The organism is Bacillus cereus (genome assembly GCF_015071065.1).
Classification (GTDB): Bacteria; Bacillota; Bacilli; order Bacillales; family Bacillaceae_G; genus Bacillus_A; species Bacillus_A cereus_BA.
The window spans coordinates 422,911-446,169 of record NZ_VOVA01000003.1; the positions used below are offsets into that span (position 1 = coordinate 422,911).

Sequence of the window (23,259 nt, forward strand, 5' to 3'; positions counted from 1 at the left end):
AAATTATAAAAAATACCTCTAAATCTAGCTATTGTGAGATATAATGAATTAAATTCGTTTCAATAGATTCATAAACGGTTCATTCTGTTCACTAATTTCCATCTACTTTGAACCACTTACGGTTCAACATAGATGCATTCATAGGAGGATTTAAGCCATGTCCGACATTCCTGTCCAAATTGAAACCAAATATCTCTTAAAAATTCTCGATAGTCTTGAAAGTGGGATGAATATTGTTGACAAAAATGGAACGATTATGTGGGTAAACCAAGCAGGTTGTAAGCTTTTTAACAAAAGCAAGGAAGAATTGATTGGTAGAAATATTTTCATTCTGAAAAAAGAGGGTGCGTTCACCCCATCCGTAATCGAAATGGCTTTACAAAATGGAAGTACTGTAACCACTGTGCAAGAAATTACCGGTGGTAACAAGATGACAGTAACAGGGGACATTATTTTGGATGAGCAGGAAAATCCCATTTATTTTGTAGCACATGGTCATGATATAAGCAATTGGATGGATAATGTTTCTAAACTAGAATGGGAAGAATTGGCCCCCGTATTGAAGCGGTATTTACTAGAAATAAAGAAAATGAATACCCGGTATATTCTAATGAAGGAGGAACAGTCCTTTATCGGACATAGTAAAGTACATAATTTGCTTGCTGACATCATGGAAAGAGTAGCAAGTGTTGATTCAACTGTGCTTATTAACGGAGAAACAGGAGTTGGAAAAAACGTAGTTGCGAAGCGTATTCATGAGTTGAGTGAACGAAACAATCAACCCTTTGTCCACTTAAATTGTGCGGCAATTCCCGATACGCTTCTCGAATCTGAATTGTTCGGCTACCACAAGGGAGCCTTTACAGGTGCTAATTCAAAAGGGAAAACAGGGCTCGTCAAAACAGCTGAAAAAGGAACGCTTTTTTTGGATGAAATTAGTGAACTTCCGCTACATCTGCAACCCAAGCTCCTTCAATTACTGCAGGACAAGACCTATATGCCTATTGGCGGTTCACAGTTAGTAAAGGCTGATATTCGCATTATTGCAGCAACAAACCGCAAAATCGAAGAAATGGTAAAAGAGGGAAAATTCCGGGCTGACCTATATTATCGCCTTCATGTTTTACCAGTAAACATTCCGCCGCTACGCGAGCGACATGAAGATATTTTTCCGCTAATCCATTTCTATTTGCAAAAGTATAACCAAATATTCAACCAAACACGTACCTTCTCGAAGCAAACGATAGGTGTTTTACAACGTTATCAGTGGCCGGGAAATATACGCGAGTTGGAAAACACTGTTGAGCAGCTCGTTATTATGGCTAAAAAGGAAGAAATCTCGATTCATGATTTACCAGAGCACTTTCTCTCGGTAAGTATGGAAGAAGAAGCTTTAGAATCTCTGAAAAAAGGCAACAATTTAAGCGAGATTATCGAAAGTATGGAAAAAACAATTATAGAACAGGCATTTAAGGAAAATAAGACTACACGTAAAACTGCAAAAGTTCTTGGAATTACCCAAACTTCACTGATCCGTCGGTTAAAAAAGTACAATATTCGCAATGAAAAAAAATAGCGTTTTTGTTGTAGGGGGATTAATTTCCCCCTTAATTTGATGGCAATAAGGCGGTACCTCATGCCCACAAAATTAAGATTTTGAAGTCTGTCTAAAATTTCTTCTCCCCTTCTGCCTTTCTCGCAAGATTACGATTTTATTACGAACTAATAATTTTTATAATTAGTTAATTTTTGCATATGATTCCATTCAAAGAAACAAAATATTTAAGTAACTATTTATAATTACATTGTTTTTATATCTAAATTCACAAAGGAGCTACATAACATGAATGAAAAAAATGTATTAAGTCAACAACTTGACCACGTATCATCAGATGCTCTAAATACTCCTAGTAAAGCTCAAGAACAGATGGAAGAAACAACTAATCCAGACAATACCAATGTTAAAAAGAAAAGCATTACTCAAGATTTACATGGCGTGGACTTACCAACTTCAGACGTATATAGAACAACGAACAAAAAGTAAATTTCAAAGGGAAAACTCTTAAGAACGAGTGAACTTAATTCTTTTCCCTTTTCCTATTCGTTGCGATAGGTAAGACTTTGAAGTTATCTCCATCTTTTCCCCCGCTTAACACTGTACGTGCGACTTTCACCGCATACAGCGTCCCATCTTATTCTTCTATACTAAAGTAACTAGATTACAAACTTTACGGAGTTTGTTTATTTTCTTCAATTGTTTATCGTTCAATTGAAGTATTCTCATATAAGTTCTAATCGTCTCTTCATTTGTAGCGTGAATCAGTCTGTGGACAAATTCATGTACAATAATCAGGTTATTAAACTCGTCAGTTCCTCCCATACCTTTCGGTATTTTATGGTGACAGTGCACATCTTCAGCTATTAAGAAGATTCCGATGACAGCGCATTTACCATTTTGCATGGAATACCTGGATATTCTGTTATCTGTATACTCCATGCTTTGTCCTTTATTAGAGAATATCAACATCTTTTGCATTTCATTGGCAATGTTACCTTTTAGGCTTTTGATGAGTTTTTGTCTTCCTTGCTTAGTATAATTGCATATGTCTTGACTGAAACTTTGAGGGAATCGTGTTTGTATATCCGCTAGTGGATATACATGATTACCTGCTATTTCAAAGGTTCTATAATTGTTCCTATGAGTTCTTTTGTATAATGCATTTGCATTGGTAGGAATCTTATATTTCCCTATTGATTTTAGACGATTAAACAAAGTTTTCGAGAGACGAAAGGCTATTTCAGCAAAGTCTATAGTTACATGTGTTGCAATTTTGTAATAATTTTTAATACCAAGCACGTAAGAGTTATAGTCCTGTATTGTTTTCCCTGATGGATTCTTTTGAATTGCTTTAATTCTTGTTTTTGCTTTTTCAAGAATATCCTTTTTCTTTTTCTCGCTTACATGTGTGTTTGCCACATATCTTTTGCGCTTTTTAACGAATTTAATAGAGAACCCCAGAAAATCCGAAGATTTTCTTTTTAGGTTAGTTATAGTTGATTTTTCATTAGATATGTTAAGGTTTAATTGATTCTCGAGATAACCTTCCACTGCATGGAATATTTTAGTTGCAGATTTGTGATTGTTTGTAAATATTTTAAAATCATCTGCATATCTAACTATATACATTCTCTTCAATTTTGTTTTTGATAGATGATGGTTTTTATTTGGTAGTGTATATGGTTTTCTTGTTTTGATATTATCCCACTGACTAGATATCCACCAATCTAAATCATTTAATACAACATTACTTAGTAATGGGCTTAGAATTCCTCCTTGCGGAGTTCCTTTTGTAGGAATGCCTTTTCCTTTGATTGGTGCTTTTAACATTTTCGAGATGATTGTCAGTACTCTTCTATCAGTTATACCTATGTTATATAGTTGTTTTAGTAGTTTGGAGTGGTTTACGTTGTCAAAGAAACCTTGTATATCAATATCAACTACGTGACTATATCCCCCACGATTCATCAAGAATTGACACCTAGCCATCGCATGATGCGTTGACCTATTGGGTCTAAACCCATATGAATACTTGTAGAATTTTGCTTCGCATATTGGCTCTAGAACCTGCTTGAACATTTGTTGAATCAATCTATCTCTCATTGTAGGTATTCCTAATGGACGTTTCTTTCCATTTGGTTTAGGTATTTCTACCCTACGTACCGTATTTGGTTTGTAGTCCACAAGAGCTTTTCTTATGTTATCAACAAAAGTATCTACATCTTCCATTTTATAATGGTCGATTGTAATACCATCTGTCCCTTCGGTTTTAGAACCAGTGTTAGCCTTTATATTTCTATATGCCAGTAGAATATTTTCTTTTGATATGATGTGCTTATATAAATTTACACCTTTAGTAGCATTGTTTTCGCTACGTTGATATAAATCATCAAACACTTTTTGCATGTCGTAATATTCTGCATGTCGTAATGTTGTACTCACCGATGTATTAATTCCCCTTTCTTACGAAAAGTCCCATCATCTTACTCGATCCTGTGAGTTACATCTAGTTAATTTAGTTTTCAAAGGACAAGACTAGGGACTATCCCTCCACATTCGTTACATGCTTCGTCGGTACTGTGTCCCCACCTTCACAAGAATAAAGCAATTTCGGTTCGTTAGAACCTTATATGCACCTGTCTGCTAGTAGGCGTTGATGACAGTTTCTCGCTTACCACGTTCCGATTGACTTAGCTATACATATATCTTTAGGTGCTTGCTGTAAGCCTGTTATCTCTACATCCTCATCGTTAGATGTTCCGAATTTCATATTATTCACTCTTACTCTTCGGTAGATAACACCGTCATTAACGACATACACATTTCTAATGTATTAATAGTTTAGACCCGTACATTCGCAAGTTCGTCGGTCCGTTGTTTTGGACATTCTCACCATAGATATTTTGTAGCATCCCGACCTATCCATTACCATATGATTTCTCACTTAGGTTTTGTTCAGCCGACTTCACCTAGCTTCATACAATTTGTGACTACTATCACGCCTTGCATGTAGGAGTATCAGATAAGTAGTTTCAGCTCAACCTGACGGCTTTCATTCCTACTTTCAGTCAATCAGTTGTTGTTATCAATTTGATAACCCTCCTATTTCGTGTTTACACACTTATAAGGAAACGTGTCGCGCAAATAACTATTTTATAAAGCTTTTAAATACCCGATTTCCCTTGCATAATCACACATCTTTTCCATTCCTTCTTCCGGCCGCCCCCAATGAATACAGTACAATCCGGCATAACCATTTCGCCAATTTGAATTATCATTACCGAATATAAAGTCCGTGAAATCTCTAATTAACCCCCACATCGTTCCGCCACTTGAGAAGTATCTGCATCGCTTCTAGTCATACGCATTAGAATAGTGGTCAATGAACTATAGATTTCTACCATCATGTTTAAAATAAGCTGTTCTATTTTCATCTTCATAATGAAAGATATCCTTTTCGTGATCTGCTAAGTAACTAAGAAGTGAATTTACTTCCCTTTACGAATAATCTTTTTTTTATTACACATACTACCTCTGAACCGACTTCCCACCGGCTTCACTCTTTTCAAAACGGGGATTTCTCCTCCGTGTTATGCACAAACGGCGGTTAACCTAGTCAGTTATCTGCCGTTTGTGCGTATAAACGTAAAAATTCTTGTCTACACTGTTTAGAGAAAACATCTTAAGCCATTTGTAGACATCTCCAGCACAGGTTATTTGTACAGCCGATACAATAAAAAGTATCGGTTTTATTTCTTTATCTCCGTATTACTTTTCGACAAAATAACGCTTTTGTTTAATATGTTTCTTTTCATTGGACAGCTCATTAATTCTTAATCTCTTGTCGCCCACCACAAATGTCGAATAACCTGTACATAGTTACATTCAACTTGGCATATACAGATAAGGTAGTCAGAAAGGTGATGATGTTATGTACCAACAACAAAACAATAGGGATCGTGACCAAGAAATCATGTTTTCTATGCAAGGTGTCCCAACAAACAAAGCTAACATGAATCAATTGCCAAAATGGATTAAAATATTTGGCTATGGTGTATTTACATTTATGACATTAAGCGCTTTATTGCTATTGATATTAAGTTTGAATTAAATTATTTTATATAAAGAATCCAACGAGATATACAGACTTGTCCACTGTTCATAATTCTGTAACACATACGTACGAGTTCCTGTGTTAAACTAATCTTATTCGAAGAAGTCATTCGTTATTTATTGAATCAACAATTCTTAATACCCCGTCCCCTGCCCTAGCTCCCCTGCTAGGGCTTTTTGTTATTTCGATTTTTTCTATTAAATTCGTATTCTTCATAACTACCATCCTTTCAATTTGCTATGCTACTAATCATTTTTATAACTTCATCAGTATCTATAAGAAAATGAGCGTTTTTTTTAAGTACGCCTGTTACATAATTACTGGATGTTTACCCTGGCAGTTCGCTCCCTCTTGCTACTTGTACTTGCTGTACCGCTAAGTTATAAAGTGAAACTTCAATCAGTGGAGGCTTTCTCCATCCCTGACTGATTGTCAGCCCGTTAGTGCGGGATAAAATTATAGTGTAACTATCTTTTTCTACGCTAAAATACAAAAAGCACTCGTTGCTATTAGTTGACAATCAAGTGCTTTAAATCCTATTTTCTATTTCCTCTCAAAATTTTCTTACGGGATTTATTTATGCCTTTAAATACATTAAATTCGTCCACATTTGATTTTTTTCTTTCACCAGAACTACCTTCACCCGTACCCTTAGGCTTATTTACTTTCCCTACATGATATACAAGTTCTTCAACACTCTGCTTAAATTACAGCGCCGTTTGCAAATTACTTTGAAATTCTCCCATCACTTATTCTCCTCTATCTCTATATTTTCAAGAAAATTATACCATGGAAAAATATTGAAATAAACCGAATATTCATATTTAATATACAATTAACTTCTATAACTAAAGATAAGAAAACACTCTTATCTTATTCCAACATAACGGTGTCGAAAGAATATTCCACTTATACAAAAAAGATGACCTCAGCCATACGCTAAAGTCATCTTTTTCTACCTTATTATTTTACTAACTCTCCATTATAAACTTTCATATCAAGCGGAGCAGTTAAAAACTGTGACGCTTTACTAATGAAAGATGTGAGGTGTTCACTTGCATTATGGCTCGCAACTGCCGCTTCATCTTTCCATACTTCTACCATCGTATAAACACTTTCTTTTTCTGTATCTTTATATAAATCGTAAGATACATTTCCACTTTCTTCTCTTGAACCATGAATGAGTGGTTGAATTTCTTCTAAAAATGATTGTTGCTTTGCTGGGTCTACTTGAAATATTGCGTGAATAATAATCATGGTGTTTCCCCTCTCATAACTCACTTATTTCTGTTTTTATAAAATTACTTCCACTGGGCAACTTTTTCAACTGGAAGACGTACTGATTCGTAACCACTGTCAGCAGCTTTTCCGATTGAAATTAACATTACTGGTACGTGACGTTCTTTATCTAATCCGAATGCTTCTGCGATTTGATCTTTCTCAAATCCACCAATTGGACAAGTGTCATAGCCGTGAGCACGAGCTGCTAGCATAAATTGCATTGCTACAAGACCACCATCAATTAAAACAGTATCTTTCATTACTTCTGGTGTAACCATTGAGAAGTAACCTGAAAGTTTTTTCATTTGATCTTCTTTTACTTCAGCTGGCATTAATCCGCGTTCTACTGCTGTACCGTAAATTTCGTCTGCGTTATCAAAGTTGTTTAAGTCACCAAATACAGCGATCATTGCTGAAGATGTTTCTACTTGAGATTGGTTAAATTTCGCAAGTGGTGCAAGTGTTGCTTTTGCTTCGTCACTTTCAATAACAAGGAATCTCCATGGTTGCATGTTTACTGAAGATGGTGCAAGTGTTGCTTCTGTAAGAATTTCAGTCATTTCTTCTTTGCTAATTTTTACAGCTGGATCGTACTTACGGATAGAACGGCGTCCTGTTAAAATTTCGTTAAAGTCATTAGTTTTTAGTAAGTTTGTCATAGTTGTATTCTCCCTTTTTTATAATTCTTTTATGTTTTCTTGAATGCGGTCTAACATCGTTAAAAGATTGTCGCGTTCTTCTTCACTTAATCCTTTAAATGCTGATGTAGCGAAACGCTCTTTTTCCTCTTGATACACTTGAATTTTATTTCGCCCCTCTTCTGTAAGAGAAACTAACGTAATTCTGTTATCATCTGGATTTTTACGTCTTGTAATCATTCCGTTTGCTTCCAGCTGTTTTAAATGCCTCGTAATCGCTGCATTATCAATATTCACTTCTTGCTGAAGTGCTTTTTGACTAATTTCATCTACTTCATATAACTGAAGTAAAAGCTCTAATCTAGATTGACTCATACCCGTACACCCTTCAAACTTCGAACTTACTTCTTTATTGAGGAAGTGCAATTTATATAAAATAATCGCTTCTTTTGAGCATGAACTTGTCAAATTACCCCTCCTTTACATCCAAAACAAAACGTTTGATGTATCAATGGTTGATATGTCAATTAATATAATCTATATCGATTTAGAATGCAAGCATTTTGTTTTCATTTTTATTTTTCCAAATTAAGGCGCTTTTCCGCATTACAAAAAATGTAAATTGCATTATAATAGTAATAATTCAAATGACTGGAGAGTGATCGTAATGCGGAAATTCACAAATAGAAATGAGGAAATGAAAATGGAAAATGAAATGAGGATATTTATATATGACAACAATAAATATAGGGATTGTCGCGCACGTAGACGCTGGCAAGACGAGTTTGACTGAGCGTATTCTTTTTGAAACGAATGTGATTAAAGAAATCGGCCGAGTTGATAGTGGAAATACGCAAACAGATTCAATGGAATTAGAAAGACAACGCGGCATTACGATTAAAGCATCTGTCGTTTCTTTCTTTATAGATGACTTAAAAATAAATGTCATTGATACACCAGGACACGCTGATTTTATCGCTGAAGTGGAGCGATCATTCCGCGTTTTAGACGGTGCGATTTTAGTTATCTCTGCCGTTGAAGGTGTGCAAGCACAAACAAAGATTTTAATGCGAACATTACAGAAACTAAACATACCGACTGTATTATTTGTAAATAAAATAGACCGCAGTGGAGCAAATACTGAAAAAGTTGTGAAACAAATAAAAGCGATCCTTTCAAATGAAGCATTCCCCTTCTACTCTGCTGAGAACGAAGGAACAAAGGAAGCTCGTATTATTGAATACAAATCCTATGACGATTGCATGGAACGATTAGCACCGTATAACGAATCATTGCTTGCATCATATGTAAATAACGAAATAATATCAGATGCAGTATTAAGTAAAGAACTAGAAAAGCAAATACAACGTGCAAATGTGTATCCGATCTTTTTCGGTTCAGCAATGACAGGTATAGGAGTAACTGAACTACTTGAGAATATTTCATCCCTAATTCCAGATAATACATCGGCAGAAGATGAAACATTATCCGGTGTTGTTTTTAAAATTGAACGAGAATCTTCCGGCGAAAAGATTGCTTATATAAGAGTTTTTTCTGGTAGTTTACACGTCAGAAAATATGTTGATATACAGCGCAGTGAATCTCTATCACATAAAGAAAAGATTAAAAAAATGTGCATGTTTCATAATGGAAATGCGGTTCAAACTTCTACCGTTCATAGCGGTGAGTTTTGTAAAGTGTGGGGACTTAGCGATGTTAAAATTGGGGATATTATCGGTGAACGGACGGATTATATAAAAGATATTCACTTTGCCGAACCGCAAATGGAAGCTGCAATTGATGCGGTACCTAAAGAGCGAATTCATGATTTATACGCTGCACTTATGGAACTACGCGAAGAAGATCCACTCATTAAAGTGTGGAAAGACGATGTTCATAATGAACTATACATTCGCCTTTTCGGTGAAGTGCAAAAAGAAGTTATCGAAACAACACTTTATGAAAAATACAATATACAAGTTGCTTTTTCAAATACGCGAGTTGTATGTGTCGAAAAGCCAGCTGGTATAGGTTATGCTGCCGAAGTAATGGGCGAAAAAGCGAATCCATTTTACGCAACAATTGGTTTTAAAATTGAACGGGGTGTGCTTAACTCTGGCATAACGTATAACTTAGGTGTTGAACTCGGATCATTACCTTTAGCATTTCATAAAGCAATTGAAGATACTGTATTTCAAACGTTAAAACAAGGATTATACGGATGGGAAGTTACTGATGTTATTGTCACGTTAACACATACCGGCTATGCTAGTCCTGTTACAACAGCGAGTGACTTTAGAAATTTAACCCCACTCGTTTTAATCGATGCTTTAAAACGAGCTGAAACATATGTATATGAACCAGTAAATGAATTTGAATTAACTGTTCCAGAGCACGCAATTAGTACCGCAATGTATAAACTAGCTGCTATTCCAGCAACTTTTGCTGAGCCTATATTATATAATAACTCTTACCATTTAACAGGATCATTACCTGTTGCGAAAACAGAGGATTTTAAACGAATGCTCCATTCATTTACTGAAGGAGAAGGAATATTTACAACCAAGCCAGGTGGTTTCACAAAACTTACGGCTCCCTTCCCTATTCGAAAACGTGTTGACTTTAATCCGCTGAATCGGAAGGATTATTTGCTTCATGTGCTGAAAGCTTATTAAATTAAAAAAGAGGTGCAAATTGCACCTCTTTTTGCATGTACTAAAAACTCAAATTAGTTTATCCTCACAACTTCTTTAAGTTTTTCTATTACTTTTGCTATAGCTTCAATTGAATTTTCCGTTTCAAACTCTCCAACATTTACAGAATGGTTTGCGTTTTTGACAACATCGATTTTTAATTTCGTTTTATGTAACTGATTAATTTGATCTACATTATATTGATGATCTTTATCCCCAATTACTAAAAGCCCTTTGTGATTACTATGTAAGATAGAATCAAAAATCATATCAAACGTAAGTAAAGGTGTCAATAATATCATTTTTGACTGTAAAAGCGCTTCTCTCTTCATTAAATCATTTGCAATTGGAATTGTTCCGAGTGACTTCCCTAAAAACATTGTATGGTTGTATTGCTCATTTTTTAATACTTCCTTCATTATAGGATTAATATCACCCATCATTATTTTTGTTAATTCTTCCATTGGTTTATTCATTACCTGTTCGTCGTAAGAATAATGAATATGTACTACATCTATTTTATGTTCGAGCATAAGCATCGTCGCATAATAAAATAACGGCTTATCATAATTGTAACCGGAACCTGAAAACATAAAGCAAATCGCACTGGAACCTTTTTCGATATGTGTGTAACGAATTACTTTGTCATCTATATGTATCTCTTTTTTAGTCCCCTTCACCCTTTTCCCCCTCCGAACACGTTTACTTTTGTAAAACGATATGTTCTGTATGAACTGATACATCCTTTACTTTATCTTTTATAAATGCTGGCTGTAAGTTATATGTATCTAGCTCTTCTACCGGCACCCACTTAAACAAATACGTTCTACCCTCTTCTTCCAAAATATATTGATCCGCTCCATTCGCAGGTAATTCATGTAGCTCTACTTCATAATAAAAACTAATCTCATGAAACTTCCGCTCAGAAAGTGTAAAGAAATTTTCTACTGACCATATTAATCTCTTCACTTCAATTGGAACGCCTAGTTCTTCGGCAAGCTCCCGTCTTAACGCATCTTCACTATTTTCTAGCATTTTCACTCGTCCGCCTGGTACGTACCAATAATCTTCCCCTTCGTCTTGAAGAATAAGTATTTTATTATCGTGTTTACAAATTGCTCCGACTCGGTAATTAAAACATGTTTCCTCTACTTTAAATGTAAGATCCACGATTTTGTGCCACCTTTATATAATTTTGGATTAAGATATTAAGCAATTGTAATTACAAGTAAGTACACAAAAACTTTTTTCACATGCACTTAACCTAATTACACTCTATTATTTATAAATTAAGGTTACTAAATCCACTCAAGTCTTTCAATGTTTTTAGATAAAAACCACTATTCTAACTATTGATTCATTATTTGTTGTTAACTACCTCGTAGTAATTAATAAAAATAATAATCTTCCTCATCTAATAGCGGTTTGAATATTCTTAATTTTCATGTTGTTTCTTTTGTTATTATCAACTAATATAAATATATGGAAGAATAGTAGATATTTGGGATGTATCTACCGCTATTAAAAAAACAAAATTGTTTCATGGGGGGAAATATGTGTTTACTAAATGGAAAATAGGAATGATTACTTCTCTTCTTGCTTTTACAGCATTTACATCTGTGATTTCTGCTGAAGAGAAACCGAAAGATCAGCCAAAATGGGAAGAGTGGATAAAGGAAAATGCACAAAAATTAAACGAACCAAATGCACAGACAAATGAAGATTTATCCTTTTTAAAAGAAAAAGTAAAGGATAAACGAATTGTTCTACTTGGTGAAAGTACACATGGGGCTAAGGAAATAAACCAATCAAAAGTACGTATGATTAAGTATTTACATGAAGAAATGGGATATGATGTTATTGCATTTGAAACAGGATTTGCGGAGGCAAATGCTGTAAATCAAAATCTCGACCAATTAACTGCTTTGCAGGCCATGAAAAAATCTTTATACGGTGTTTGGCATACTGAAGAAATTTTAGAGCTATTTCAATATATAAAAGATCAAAAAGAAAAAGGAACACCACTTATATTAACAGGGTTTGATGCTCAATTCAGATGGTATTCTTATTTCCCTGAGTTTGCAAAAGAATGGTTAGAAAAAATTAATCCTGAAATTGCTAATGATGTAGAAATAGCTCATAAAGAATTACTCAATATAGAGGAGAAAATTGAATCTATAGATAATAAGTACCCCTACGAACAATATAAAGCGGACGTTCAGCAAGTAATAGCGAAATATGAAAAAATTAAAACGTTTATTCAGCAACATAAAGCTGAATTACATAAGATAGCTCCATCAAATACATATGATGTAAATCTATTAGAAAAGACTATCAGTATACGCATTGATACAATTAAAACACTCCAAGATGCTGCTGTAAAAGAAAAAAACTTTATTTATCCAACAAACTTTAAACTTACAGATCTATCATTTTATATTCGAGATCAAAAGATGGGACAATCTTTAGCTTGGTTAAGTGATATTCAATACAAAAATAAAAAAATCATTGTATGGGGACATAACTATCATATCCGAAAACAAAATTCAAAAATGATACTCGACTGGATCAAATACCAACAACACAATTTTAAAGCGCCCAATATGATTGATTATTTACCTCAACGGATAAAAGATCAAATGTACACAATTGGCGTATATGCATATAGCGGAAATAGTTGGGATAGTAGTGACCTTAATAAAATAGTCCCTATAGATACAGACCATGCTGAACAAAGTATCGAGAATATATTACGAACATCTCAAAATCCTAATTTATTTGTTAATTTAAAAGGAGAAAGCAATCGCCCTGAAACATCTTGGATGTTTACACCTACTACCGCAAGGCACTGGGGCGTTAAAAAATCCGAAGAAATTTTGAGGCCGATTGAACAATACGATGGCATACTATGGCTAGACCACATTTCACCATCACAATATAAGTAAGGAAAAGAGCACACTTTCGCTATGAATAAGTGTGCTCTTTTATATTCATAATAATTACTATAGTTTAGAAATTTATAGAATATCTTCTAGAATAATGATATATACAATAAATTATACCATCCTTTAAAATCAAATCATTCTAAAAGTACCCTTGTTTGGCTCTTCTTTATACCATTTCTCTAATAATACTCTCTCCCACTCACCTGAAATACCTGCCTTTAATTCCCCATCTTCCATACCTTTCATCCACTCATACACGTCTTTAATAGTCTCTTCTAAACTTCTAAAAGTAAGCCCCTCTTTAACAGCATTCTCGATACTAACAGAAAAACCACCTTTCCACGGCTCGCTTTCCCCTTCCAATGAAAAAGTTTCTGGAAGCCATAAAGGCATCTCTGTCCATGGCTGTACTTTATTCTCATTCAAAAATGATTCTTCAATCCAAACGAATTCAGCATCGCTATTCGTAACTTCTTTACACGTATTTAATAACTCTTCCATCGTCAATTCATCTTTCGGACCCGTTACATTAAATGTACCTACTTTATTATTTTCTGCCATTTTTAGTCCAAAGCTTGCGACATCTTTTATATCAACGAACTGTACTGGGCGGTCTTTCCTTCCTGGCACTAACACTTTTCCGCCCTTTGCTACGCACTGAATCCAATATGGAAGCCGATCTGTATAATCAAACATTCCCGAAAGTAGTCCTGCTCTTACGTGTAAAACACGACCTGGCCAATACTTCTCAGCCTCTTTTTCACATAATACTTTAAGCGCACCGTAATACTCGTAAGGAGATATTTCACCATTCTCTACAGCCTTTACCTTTTCACCCGGAAGTTCAGATTGTACTATATAGTCTTCTTTTATGTGATATGGAATCCAATCTTTATATACGGAAATGCTTGAGATGAATGTATAGTGTTCAATATTATCTTTAAGTACTTCTCCTACTTTCCTAATGTGATGCGGAGAAAATCCACATGTATCCACTACAACATCCCATTTTCGATTTCCTAAACTTGATACATCGCCATTTCTATCTCCAACTAACTGCTCCACTTCAGGAAAAATTTCATTATTTGTTCCGCGATTAAATAATGTAACTTCATGCCCTCTTTTTAAAGCCTCGTCTACAAAAGCTCTTCCTAAAAAACGTGTACCACCTAGAATTAGAATCTTCATGGTTCTCCCCCATTCGTGATAAAAAATCTATTCTTTTATTTAACGATTTTTTGAGGTGGAAAGTTACGGGTATTTATTTTTTTACTTCAATTTTAATTCTATAGGCAAAAAAGAAACCATTTTGAAAAATTAATCAAGATGGTTTCTAAATTAAAAAGTAATTATATTTTATATGTATCTTAACTAAATTGCTAACTCTCATTCTGTTCATTAATTCTTTAACTCCGCACAACTTCCCCATCAACAAATCAATCTCAACAACGAATAAATAAGCCCGATGCAAAGGCATCGAACTTATTTTTTTAAGCTTGATAGCTAATAGGTGTGAATTAAAATTAATATGAAGTCCAACCGCCGTCTACAGAAATCACTTGTCCGTTTACGAAACTAGCTTCGTCTGAGCCTAAGAAGATAGCCAGTTGTGCAACTTCTTCTGGTTGTCCAGCACGTGGATTAATTGCCATACCTAATGCTTGGCGGCTCGCACCAAATTCGCTCATATTTGTCATTGTAGAAGCAATGTTTGTTATGACTGCTCCCGGAGCGATACCGTTACAACGGATTTTGTTGTTCGCATACATAAAGGCAGTATTTTTTGTTAGGCCAACGACTGCATGTTTAGATGCTGTGTAAGCAGCACCAGCACGTGCACCGTATAATCCACCTGCAGAAATATTATTGACGATCGTACCGTGTCCTTGTTCCAAGAATAGATTCACTGCAATACGCATTGTTTTCATTACAGATACTGTATTCACAGAGAAAACCTTCTCCCAGCGTTCGTCTGAAACTTCACCAACAGGCTCCATTCCATCCATGATACCTGCATTATTAACTAGAATATCTAATTTCCCGTAAGCTTGTTTTGTTTCATCAAAAAGATGTTGAACATCTTCATCTAAGGTAACGTTTGTTTGAACAGCTATGGCCTCTGCACCTGTAGCTTTAATTCCTTGTACTACATGTTGAGCCCCTTCTAAGTTTAAGTCTGATACAACGACTTTTGCTCCTTCTTTTGCATAACCTTCTGCAATTGCTTTCCCCATGCCTGACGCAGCACCAGTGACAATTGCTACTTTACCTTTTAATCTCATCTGAAACGGCCCCCTTTGTCTTTTATTGCACAGTTGTTCAATAAAAATTATAATAATATAAAAGAACGCTTACAATGAGCAAAAAAACGATAAATGTTCAATAATTAACACATCGTAAGAAATGTGTTCAATAAGAGGTGAAAAAAATAATGCGTACAGATATGCGTATTGTGAAAACAAAAGAGGCGTTACATAACGCATTGTTAGAATTATTAAACGAAAAAACTTTAGAAGTCATCTCCATCTCGGAAATTTGCAGAAAGGCAAAAATAAATCGTGGTACATTTTACTTGCATTATAAACAAGTAGAAGATTTATTTGAGGAGTATTTTAAAGAAATTACAGCAGATTTGACACGTTCTTATCAAGAACCTTATCGCTATGTATCAGTATTGAAAACTAGTAAATTAGATCCTTCTACAATTCGGATTTTTCATCATATCGAAAAATATAAATCATTCTACAGAATTGTTTTTTCCAAAAAGGTTCCTTTAATGTATTATTATCTATTTTTTGAGGAAATAAAGCATTTGTTACTTCAAGATAAAGAGGCTTTGCTTAAAGAAGGAGTGAACCATTCACTTTATTGTTCCTACCAAGCAAATGCGATTATTGGCATCATTATTGAATGGTATCAAAATGACTTTTCTTATAGTACAAGTTATTTAAATGATCAACTTGTTCAATTTTTAAATATGGGAGTAGACGGTTAATTTAAAACAAAGTTGTTTTATGGAATTTTTCATTCCGTCTATTTTCATTTCATATATAATTAAAATATCGGATATTCGATTAACAACTTATATATACTTAGGTAGGTGAAAAATATTAATAGAAACATAGTTTATCATTCTACATTATGTATTTATTGTCTCACATCGCTTGTATATATTATCTTACTGAACATAGAAAATGGTCGTAACTATTTAGGATTTACGATGGTTGTTCCGCTTTTAGCTGTTATTTTATATCAGAAATTATATAAGAAACAAAAAATAGTTCATACATTTGGAATTTCACGTCCCAAAATAAAAACACTCCTTTTCTCCATATTATTCCCACTACTTCTAGGACAATGTCTCCATTTTTATTTTTATATTTATGATATAAAGTTCTTATATAATCATTGGAATGAATTAGGATTTCTCTTGCTTGTTGGTCTTACAGTTGGATCTTTTTCTGCATTATTAGAGGAAATCATATGGCGTGGAAATTTTCATTACCATTTACGAAAAAAATATTCATTAACGCAAACAGCAATCATTACTGCATCGCTTTGGTCTTTATGGCATTTACCAGTAGCACTCTTTTATAAGAACTATGAGTTATGGTTTGTAGGAATATTTAGCTATCTCTCGTTATTATTTATATTATCTATAATTTTGACCTATACGAGAGAGTATAGCCGTTCTGTAATAACACCTGCAATTTTACATGGTATGTTTAATGTATTTTATTTAACAGATGGAGTGGCAACCAAGTGCAATATTAGCCTAATGGAATTAACTAAATTTATCTTGCTGGCAATTGTGTTTGGCATGATATACCTTATACATCGAAAAGTTAAAGAATAATTTACAATAACAGAAAAAGGTGTTTCAGCTTGCAGTTGAATGTACCTTAATTAACTCATAAGTACTTCAACACCTTGCAATTATTCAATAATTGTATAGGTGTTGAAGTTTTCTAATCTTAATTTAACGACTTCTTTCTCACAACACTTACTTCTATCATGGAGAACAAAACAAGTATAACTAAACCTTTTATTCTCATTTTCATAAAAATACACATCTTAAGCTTTTAAATAAGGAAGGATGCATTCTTTAATTAACTTCCATCTATCCCCCGCTTCTGGTATAATTCCGGATGCTATGACCACCAATAATTCCATCTCTGGTACACAGCAAATCACATTCCCACCATCGCCCATTGCACAGTATGAAAAGATTCCATCCTCTTCTCGTAACCACCATAAGTAACCATATTGATTTTGATTCATTTCTGTCGATTCTTTTACCCACGATTTTGAAAGAATTTGTTTTCCATCATAAATACCTTCATTCAAATACAGATGTCCAAACTTAGCCATATCTTTAACTGTTAATGTAAGTCCCCAGCCGCCCGTCGAAATACCGTTTGGATCGTGAACCCACCCTTTCACATCTTTTCCAAATAAGTCATCGAATCCAAATGCTTTCATATTGTAGTTTGGAATTTCTCTCATACCGATAGACTGAAATAGGTATTCATTCGCAAACTCACGAGCACTTTTTCCTGTTACGCTCGTAATAATAGCTGATAGTAAATGCGCTCCTGCGGATGAATATTTAAAAGATCCAATTTCTCCGCCTTGTCCAATTCGATTGAGTGTATACTGTATCCAGTCCTGCTGTGTACATAGTTCTTCTAACGGTTCCTGCCAGTCCGCATAAGGATATGGAGCTGTCATTGTAAGAAGATGCCGCACTGTTATTTCAGATGAATTAGAATTATATTCTGGGAAAAACTCTATTACGTTTTGATCAACGCTTTTTATATAGCCTTTATCTACACATATCCCAATTAACGCAGAGATTATCGTCTTTGTGACAGACGCTACATGAAAAGCATCCTCTGAACCGTATCCATTATAATATTTTTCAAAAATAACATTATCTTTCTGCATTACTAACATACCATTAATATTTTTGTATTCTTCTTTTATAATGCAATCTAACTTTTCAGCAGTTTTCATTGTTCTTCCCCCTTAATCTATAATTAAAAAGGTTCGATTGGTACATATATATCAACTATATGTTTATTTTCTGGATGCTGCCTTGGGTCATTTTTATACACTTCAAAAGGATATGAATCTCTCGGTTTATATCCGCTATTTGGCAGCCACTCACCGTATAAGAAATCCCATGCTCTTTTATATTCAACTTGGCGTATTTCAAAATGACATACCGCGTACTTTCCTGAAGGTATTACCATTATTCCAATGTCACTCGTTCCTACTGCGGACGCATCCGGAATTGTGATACAAAGACTTGTTCTTAAATGATAGTCTTCTGTAAACTCATGATGATCATGGTAAATTGTTAATACCTTCGTATCCTCGAATACATGATAGCTTTGCTCCGCTGCGTAATGAAATAGTTTTTCTATCATTTTCGGAAAATCTATAGCTAACTCTTTATATGTACCTACATGTCTTATGTATGCGACGTTTACATTGTCCGCTGTTACAATTTCGACCTCTCCTCGAACCTTCTTACACTCATTGTATTGAGAACCTTTTCTTACGTCTTTGCAATTCTTGCTATTGTGATTTCTATAGTGAGACGGACTTACACCGTAATGACTTTTAAATGTCCGGGAGAAAACTGCTGAATCCGTAAAACCATAATGATAAGCAATGTCTGTAACCGTCATATCCATACGATATGTAAGTAAATGTGTTGCCCTCTCTAATTTCAATCTGTTCACATACCGAGATAACGGCTCATCCACGATTCCTTTAAAAATTCTATGAAAATGAAACTTTGAAAACCCTGCTACATCGGCTAACTCTTCAATTGAAAGTGAATCATTTATGTTTGATTCTATATAATCTTGAACTTTATATATGCGCTGTAAATACTCATTTCTACTTTGTTTACTCTCCATTTTCATACCTCCTCACGACAAAAAGGCTAACTTCGCGCTAGCCTACTTTTACACATATTTTAAAAATAAAACTCTACTCCCGCCGTTCCCATCATAATTTGTATGTACGGATACACCATCTACCTCATCATCTCCGGCTTCAATTTCAAAGCCAATTTCTTGATGAAATTGTATCGACTTTTTATTAACTGGTGACGTGATTGCTTTTACAACTTTACGATTGTTTGCGCGAGCAACATCAAAGAAATAAGAATACAATGTCGTTGCGATTCCTTTTCTTCTAAACTTCGGATTTACACCGATAAAGTGAACGTACGCTTCATCTTTATGTGTTTGTGAAAAGAATCCACATAAAAACCCTAACGTTTCTCCCTCTTCTTCAATAATAAAACTCGTTTCTTGGAAGTGAACGAAAAACAATTTTGGCAACATACCAGCCATATTTCTCCCGCCCCACCAATCATTTAAAATGGCATGAATCGTTTCATAATCTTCCCCTTGCATGTTTCTTACTCGCATGTGTTTCTCCCTCTCACTCACTTCATTTTTTCATATATTTTTATAACCGTTTCCACTAAAAGAATGAATACCCAAATACCTGAAAATACAAGAACAGACTGGAATATCGATCCAAGTATCATAACACCAATCGCACCTGATATTGAAAATGATACCCCACCAAACCCTGGATCCTGTATAAGTGATCCAGCAGAAAAAGCTGTTATAATAGACACTATTAAATAAATAACACTCATTATTTTTAATATTTTTATAGAAAGATACGAAGTTTTTTCTTCCTCCATCTGTGATAATTCGATTTCCCCGCTTGCAATTCCTTTTTGCAAACAGTCCTCACATAAAAATTCTCCCTTGATTTTTTTACCACCATGTATTGTCCCCGTTATTTCTTTACATCTGGAACATTTACGATTTATCATTTTGATATCACTCCAATCAACTATGATTATCTTAATACAATTCGGTGTTTACCTTATTATTCCTTTTATGTATTTTATAGAGAAAGGTCGTGTTTTATGATTTCGAAACTCACATTTGGTTCTAAAAAGCCTACTGTTCATTATGTATTACGGCCGAGTTGTTATGCGGTTATTTTTAATCCAGCTACTTCAAACATAGCTGTTATCCAAAAAGGAGAGCGATTCTTTTTACCTGGTGGCGGGATGGAAGATAACGAAACCAAAGAAGAATGTTTATATCGTGAATTGCTCGAGGAATTAGGATGGGCAATTGAAATTGAACAGTATATCGGTAATGCTGCACAATATTTTCATTCGGAAAAAGAAGACACATATTATTTAAATGATGGGTTCTTTTACATTGCGAACATGGTACATAAACAAACTGAAATCTCTGAAGAAGATCATATTTTAAAGTGGATGTCTCCATTACTTGCTGTTGAGCTTCTAAGTCACAATCATCAAAAATGGGCTGTTGAACAAGCTCTTTTATTGCAAAAACAAAAAGGATCCCCTTCTATTTGAAAGAGATCCTTTTATATTTAACTTACTTTCTTCAAATTTAAAGCTGGCTTTTTTATTCCGCCTTTTTTCACAACATATAAACCGATAAAGATTATAAACCCGCCAACTAGTTGCATCATGTTTATTTGCTCTCCGATTATTACTGCCGCAAAGATAACTGCGAACAATGGTACAAGATACATATAAACCATTACTTTCGTTGAGCCTATTTTACTAATACCGACATACCACATTGCAAGCCCAAAGATTGTCGCAAAGACGATTGAATATGCTAGAGACCCCCAGCTTGGCATATCTACTGGCCACGTTAACGTATTTACATTGAATAAACAATATACAACGAGAGGTACAATTCCAATTAATGTAGACCATGATGTAACTCTCATTGCTGAGTATTTTGTAATGAGAGGTTGTGCCAAAATAGGATACCATCCCCACGCAATTGCTGCGACTAATCCGATTACATTTCCGAGCCACGCATACTCATATGAAGCTCCTCCTGTATGCCCTGTTATTAAAACGAGTGCTGCACCAACAAAGGATAATATAGAGCCAATTTGTACTTTCATCGAAAAGCGTTCTTGTTTGTGCAATACTGCTAATATCCCTGTAAAAATAGGTGACATCGCAATTAATAATGAGGCGTTCGTTGCTGAAGTATATTTCACAGATAGCATAAACATCGTTTGATACATCGTCGTACCAACGATACCGACTGCTAATAATCGTAACCAATCTTTTCTTTCAATACGAAGTGATCGTTCCATAATAAAAGTAATAAGTAATAATACCGGTGATGCTACTAAAAATCGTAAACTATTAAATTGAATGGATGACATAAATGCCACGCCATACTTTCCAATTGTATAATTTGCCCCCCATACTAATGCAACTGATACTAGGAGCCACTCCATTTGCCATCGTTTCATCCGAATCTCCCCTTCCCTATTTAGCATAGTAAAATTGGCTGGATAAAACACCGTCCAATTGGCTGTTTTTTTACCCAGCCAATTTGTTATACTTGATATATATAAGAGATGCGGAGGCGTTTGTATGGAATGGAAGCTAGATAACGACAGTAAAATCCCAATTTATCAGCAAGTTGTTGACTTTATTGAAAGACGTATTACATACGGAGAGCTTCCTCCAGGTAGCTTCCTCCCTTCCGAACGGAAATTAGCTACGCAGTTAAATGTAAACCGAAGTACGGTAACGACTGCTTATAATGAACTACGTGCTATGGGAATTGTAGAAAGTACAACTGGTAAAGGTACACGTGTGAGTACACATATGTGGGGCGTTTCTCCAACATTAACGCCGAACTGGAGAGGTTTCGTAGAAGGCGGTACTTTTTTACCGAACTTACCGTTACTTCGCCATATTCGGGCAGAAGTACAGCAAAATGAAAATATTATAGATTTCGCAAACGGAGAGCTCGGTTGTAACCTCTATCCTCACGATCAACTACAAACGATTTTACGAGAACAACCGTTAACACAGTCATTAAGTTACGATCACCCGCAAGGCTATCTCCCGCTAAGACAAGCGGTCGTAAAATATATGAAAGAATATTTAAAAGTTGAAGCGACTGAACAATCCATTATGATTACATCTGGCGCACAGCAAGCACTTCACCTTATCGTGCAATGCTTATTAAATCCAGGTGATGCCGTCGCTTTCGAAAGTCCTTCACACTGTTATTCGTTACCATTATTCCAATCAGCAGGTATTCGTATTTTCCCATTACCTGTCGATGAGCACGGTATTAATCCCGACGATGTGCAAGAGTTATATAGAAAACACCGTATTAAAATGATCTTTTTAAATCCAAATTTCCAAAACCCTACAGGAACAATGCTGCACCCAAACCGTAGAAAAAAACTGTTATCACTTTGTGCAGACTTACGAATCGCGATCGTTGAAGATGATCCGTCTAGTTTACTTACTTTAGAAAATAAACAACCTTGCCCTACTTTGAAATCAATTGATGAAAATGGAACTGTCATTTATGTACATTCTTTATCAAAAATGATTGCGCCAGGGTTACGAGTTGGCTGGCTTGTCGCCCCGCAGTCTGTAGTAGAACGATTATCTGACGCACGGCACCAAATGGAATTAGGAATGAGTATATTCCCGCAGTGGCTTATGCAGCAATTTTTCGAAACCGTTCCATTCGAGTCGCATATCGTACCGTTACGACAAATGCTAGCAGAAAAAAGAGACATTATCGTCCGCGCTCTAAACGAGCAACTTCATGATAAAATCTCTTTTTCAAACCCTACTGGTGGTATTTACATATGGGGAAAATTAAACGAACCGATAAACGAAAAACAACTCATAATGCAAAGCTTAAAACAAGAAATCGCCTTTATGCCGGGTAGTATTTTCGGCGCGAAAGATGGGTATATTCGTTTATCTTATGGGAAGGTAAATATAGATCAAATTGAGGAAGGTATTTCTCGTTTGCGTGAGGCTATTTTAGTTTGTGAAAAATAACATTAGATAAAGCTTCCACGTTTGACAAAAGATAAATCTACCATTATTATCAACACGAACCTAGTTATCCCGCTATTTGCGGGCAATAAGACCCCTACCTCA

Annotated in this window: 22 protein-coding genes and 1 pseudogene; 9 read left to right on the forward strand and 14 right to left on the reverse strand. The window is 35.0% G+C overall.

Annotated elements, in window-relative coordinates; genetic code table 11:
• Window positions 1-157: 157 nt before the first annotated feature.
• Entirely contained in the window at window positions 158-1,576 is a 1,419-nt protein-coding gene (locus tag FT637_RS12880) for a sigma-54 interaction domain-containing protein (RefSeq protein WP_193646625.1), read from the forward strand.
• Window positions 1,577-1,843: 267 nt separating this feature from the next.
• Complete coding sequence (locus FT637_RS12885) at window positions 1,844-2,044, forward strand: hypothetical protein (protein ID WP_193646626.1); 201 nt, start codon at window positions 1,844-1,846, stop codon at window positions 2,042-2,044.
• A gap of 156 nt (window positions 2,045-2,200) precedes the next feature.
• On the opposite strand, the gene ltrA is transcribed toward FT637_RS12885, so the two are convergent.
• Both ltrA and FT637_RS30465 read right to left on the reverse strand, forming a co-directional pair.
• Entirely contained in the window at window positions 2,201-4,000 is a 1,800-nt protein-coding gene (gene ltrA / locus FT637_RS12890; RefSeq protein ID WP_193646627.1) for a group II intron reverse transcriptase/maturase, read from the reverse strand.
• A gap of 711 nt (window positions 4,001-4,711) precedes the next feature.
• Window positions 4,712-5,050, reverse strand: a pseudogene (locus FT637_RS30465) (hypothetical protein); the annotation flags it as partial.
• A 439-nt stretch (window positions 5,051-5,489) separates the two neighbouring features.
• Between FT637_RS30465 and FT637_RS12900 the strand changes: the two are divergent.
• Window positions 5,490-5,669 (forward strand): hypothetical protein, encoded by a 180-nt coding sequence (locus FT637_RS12900; protein WP_193646629.1) that lies wholly within the window; start codon window positions 5,490-5,492, stop codon window positions 5,667-5,669.
• A 966-nt stretch (window positions 5,670-6,635) separates the two neighbouring features.
• Here the strand turns inward: FT637_RS12900 and FT637_RS12905 are convergent.
• Genes FT637_RS12905 through FT637_RS12915 form a run of 3 tightly spaced genes read right to left on the reverse strand, consistent with a single transcriptional unit; the run spans window position 6,636 to window position 8,059 of the window.
• Window positions 6,636-6,929, reverse strand: a complete 294-nt coding sequence (locus FT637_RS12905) for a putative quinol monooxygenase (RefSeq protein WP_193646630.1) — start codon at window positions 6,927-6,929, stop codon at window positions 6,636-6,638.
• Between the two features lie 44 nt (window positions 6,930-6,973).
• Window positions 6,974-7,612, reverse strand: coding sequence for a nitroreductase family protein (locus FT637_RS12910; RefSeq protein WP_193646631.1), 639 nt, complete (start codon window positions 7,610-7,612; stop codon window positions 6,974-6,976).
• 18 nt (window positions 7,613-7,630) lie between these two features.
• Complete coding sequence (locus tag FT637_RS12915; RefSeq protein ID WP_193646632.1) at window positions 7,631-8,059, reverse strand: MarR family winged helix-turn-helix transcriptional regulator; 429 nt, start codon at window positions 8,057-8,059, stop codon at window positions 7,631-7,633.
• A gap of 263 nt (window positions 8,060-8,322) precedes the next feature.
• Here FT637_RS12915 and FT637_RS12920 point away from each other — a divergent pair, with 263 nt between their 5' ends.
• On the forward strand, window positions 8,323-10,266 hold the full coding sequence (locus FT637_RS12920) for a GTP-binding protein (protein WP_193646633.1): 1,944 nt from the start codon (window positions 8,323-8,325) through the stop codon (window positions 10,264-10,266).
• Window positions 10,267-10,319: 53 nt separating this feature from the next.
• Here the strand turns inward: FT637_RS12920 and FT637_RS12925 are convergent, their stop codons facing one another.
• A complete protein-coding gene (locus tag FT637_RS12925; RefSeq protein WP_193646634.1) occupies window positions 10,320-10,964 on the reverse strand; it encodes an alpha/beta hydrolase in 645 nt (214 codons plus the stop codon).
• A 22-nt stretch (window positions 10,965-10,986) separates the two neighbouring features.
• Window positions 10,987-11,454, reverse strand: coding sequence for an NUDIX hydrolase (locus FT637_RS12930; protein ID WP_193646635.1), 468 nt, complete (start codon window positions 11,452-11,454; stop codon window positions 10,987-10,989).
• Window positions 11,455-11,840: 386 nt separating this feature from the next.
• Between FT637_RS12930 and FT637_RS12935 the strand changes: the two genes are divergently transcribed.
• Window positions 11,841-13,229 carry an erythromycin esterase family protein gene (locus tag FT637_RS12935; RefSeq protein ID WP_193646636.1) on the forward strand — a complete coding sequence of 463 codons (1,389 nt, stop codon included), beginning with the start codon at window positions 11,841-11,843 and terminating at the stop codon, window positions 13,227-13,229.
• Window positions 13,230-13,358: 129 nt separating this feature from the next.
• On the opposite strand, the gene FT637_RS12940 is transcribed toward FT637_RS12935, so the two are convergent.
• Both FT637_RS12940 and FT637_RS12945 read right to left on the reverse strand, forming a co-directional pair.
• Window positions 13,359-14,417, reverse strand: coding sequence for an SDR family oxidoreductase (locus FT637_RS12940; protein ID WP_193646637.1), 1,059 nt, complete (start codon window positions 14,415-14,417; stop codon window positions 13,359-13,361).
• 335 nt (window positions 14,418-14,752) lie between these two features.
• Window positions 14,753-15,511, reverse strand: a complete 759-nt coding sequence (locus FT637_RS12945) for an SDR family oxidoreductase (protein WP_193646638.1) — start codon at window positions 15,509-15,511, stop codon at window positions 14,753-14,755.
• 149 nt (window positions 15,512-15,660) lie between these two features.
• On the opposite strand from FT637_RS12945, the gene FT637_RS12950 reads away from it, so the two are divergent.
• Window positions 15,661-16,224, forward strand: a complete 564-nt coding sequence (locus FT637_RS12950) for a TetR/AcrR family transcriptional regulator (protein WP_227493780.1) — start codon at window positions 15,661-15,663, stop codon at window positions 16,222-16,224.
• Between the two features lie 105 nt (window positions 16,225-16,329).
• Window positions 16,330-17,085 carry a CPBP family intramembrane glutamic endopeptidase gene (locus FT637_RS12955; protein WP_193646639.1) on the forward strand — a complete coding sequence of 252 codons (756 nt, stop codon included), beginning with the start codon at window positions 16,330-16,332 and terminating at the stop codon, window positions 17,083-17,085.
• Between the two features lie 218 nt (window positions 17,086-17,303).
• On the opposite strand, the gene FT637_RS12960 is transcribed toward FT637_RS12955, so the two are convergent.
• From FT637_RS12960 to FT637_RS12975, 4 genes are read right to left on the reverse strand one after another with little or no spacing between them, the layout of a single operon-like run.
• Window positions 17,304-18,245 carry a serine hydrolase domain-containing protein gene (locus tag FT637_RS12960; protein WP_193646640.1) on the reverse strand — a complete coding sequence of 314 codons (942 nt, stop codon included), beginning with the start codon at window positions 18,243-18,245 and terminating at the stop codon, window positions 17,304-17,306.
• A 23-nt stretch (window positions 18,246-18,268) separates the two neighbouring features.
• Window positions 18,269-19,159 carry an AraC family transcriptional regulator gene (locus FT637_RS12965; protein WP_193646641.1) on the reverse strand — a complete coding sequence of 297 codons (891 nt, stop codon included), beginning with the start codon at window positions 19,157-19,159 and terminating at the stop codon, window positions 18,269-18,271.
• A 48-nt stretch (window positions 19,160-19,207) separates the two neighbouring features.
• Window positions 19,208-19,678: a GNAT family N-acetyltransferase gene (locus tag FT637_RS12970; RefSeq protein WP_193646642.1), complete on the reverse strand. Its 471-nt coding sequence runs from the start codon at window positions 19,676-19,678 to the stop codon at window positions 19,208-19,210.
• Between the two features lie 17 nt (window positions 19,679-19,695).
• Entirely contained in the window at window positions 19,696-20,097 is a 402-nt protein-coding gene (locus FT637_RS12975; RefSeq protein ID WP_193646643.1) for a DUF3980 domain-containing protein, read from the reverse strand.
• Window positions 20,098-20,193: 96 nt separating this feature from the next.
• On the opposite strand from FT637_RS12975, the gene FT637_RS12980 reads away from it, so the two are divergent.
• Window positions 20,194-20,661 (forward strand): NUDIX hydrolase, encoded by a 468-nt coding sequence (locus tag FT637_RS12980; protein ID WP_193646644.1) that lies wholly within the window; start codon window positions 20,194-20,196, stop codon window positions 20,659-20,661.
• A 17-nt stretch (window positions 20,662-20,678) separates the two neighbouring features.
• Here the strand turns inward: FT637_RS12980 and FT637_RS12985 are convergent, their stop codons facing one another.
• Complete coding sequence (locus tag FT637_RS12985) at window positions 20,679-21,590, reverse strand: DMT family transporter (RefSeq protein WP_193646645.1); 912 nt, start codon at window positions 21,588-21,590, stop codon at window positions 20,679-20,681.
• 124 nt (window positions 21,591-21,714) lie between these two features.
• Here FT637_RS12985 and FT637_RS12990 point away from each other — a divergent pair, with 124 nt between their 5' ends.
• Window positions 21,715-23,157 (forward strand): PLP-dependent aminotransferase family protein, encoded by a 1,443-nt coding sequence (locus tag FT637_RS12990; protein WP_193646646.1) that lies wholly within the window; start codon window positions 21,715-21,717, stop codon window positions 23,155-23,157.
• Window positions 23,158-23,259 lie beyond the last annotated feature (102 nt).

What these genes read in the sequence shown, in the direction of transcription:
- FT637_RS12880 (WP_193646625.1), top strand. Translation starts at nt 158, where the DNA reads ATGTCCGACATTCCTGTCCAAATTGAAACCAAATATCTCTTAAAAATT.
- FT637_RS12885 (WP_193646626.1), top strand. Translation starts at nt 1,844, where the DNA reads ATGAATGAAAAAAATGTATTAAGTCAACAACTTGACCACGTATCATCA.
- FT637_RS12900 (WP_193646629.1), top strand. Translation starts at nt 5,490, where the DNA reads ATGTACCAACAACAAAACAATAGGGATCGTGACCAAGAAATCATGTTT.
- FT637_RS12905 (WP_193646630.1), bottom strand. Translation starts at nt 6,929, where the DNA reads ATGATTATTATTCACGCAATATTTCAAGTAGACCCAGCAAAGCAACAA.
- FT637_RS12910 (WP_193646631.1), bottom strand. Translation starts at nt 7,612, where the DNA reads ATGACAAACTTACTAAAAACTAATGACTTTAACGAAATTTTAACAGGA.
- FT637_RS12920 (WP_193646633.1), top strand. Translation starts at nt 8,323, where the DNA reads ATGACAACAATAAATATAGGGATTGTCGCGCACGTAGACGCTGGCAAG.
- FT637_RS12940 (WP_193646637.1), bottom strand. Translation starts at nt 14,417, where the DNA reads ATGAAGATTCTAATTCTAGGTGGTACACGTTTTTTAGGAAGAGCTTTT.
- FT637_RS12945 (WP_193646638.1), bottom strand. Translation starts at nt 15,511, where the DNA reads ATGAGATTAAAAGGTAAAGTAGCAATTGTCACTGGTGCTGCGTCAGGC.
- FT637_RS12950 (WP_227493780.1), top strand. Translation starts at nt 15,661, where the DNA reads ATGCGTACAGATATGCGTATTGTGAAAACAAAAGAGGCGTTACATAAC.
- FT637_RS12960 (WP_193646640.1), bottom strand. Translation starts at nt 18,245, where the DNA reads ATGAAAACTGCTGAAAAGTTAGATTGCATTATAAAAGAAGAATACAAA.
- FT637_RS12965 (WP_193646641.1), bottom strand. Translation starts at nt 19,159, where the DNA reads ATGGAGAGTAAACAAAGTAGAAATGAGTATTTACAGCGCATATATAAA.
- FT637_RS12970 (WP_193646642.1), bottom strand. Translation starts at nt 19,678, where the DNA reads ATGCGAGTAAGAAACATGCAAGGGGAAGATTATGAAACGATTCATGCC.
- FT637_RS12975 (WP_193646643.1), bottom strand. Translation starts at nt 20,097, where the DNA reads ATGATAAATCGTAAATGTTCCAGATGTAAAGAAATAACGGGGACAATA.
- FT637_RS12980 (WP_193646644.1), top strand. Translation starts at nt 20,194, where the DNA reads ATGATTTCGAAACTCACATTTGGTTCTAAAAAGCCTACTGTTCATTAT.
- FT637_RS12985 (WP_193646645.1), bottom strand. Translation starts at nt 21,590, where the DNA reads ATGAAACGATGGCAAATGGAGTGGCTCCTAGTATCAGTTGCATTAGTA.
- FT637_RS12990 (WP_193646646.1), top strand. Translation starts at nt 21,715, where the DNA reads ATGGAATGGAAGCTAGATAACGACAGTAAAATCCCAATTTATCAGCAA.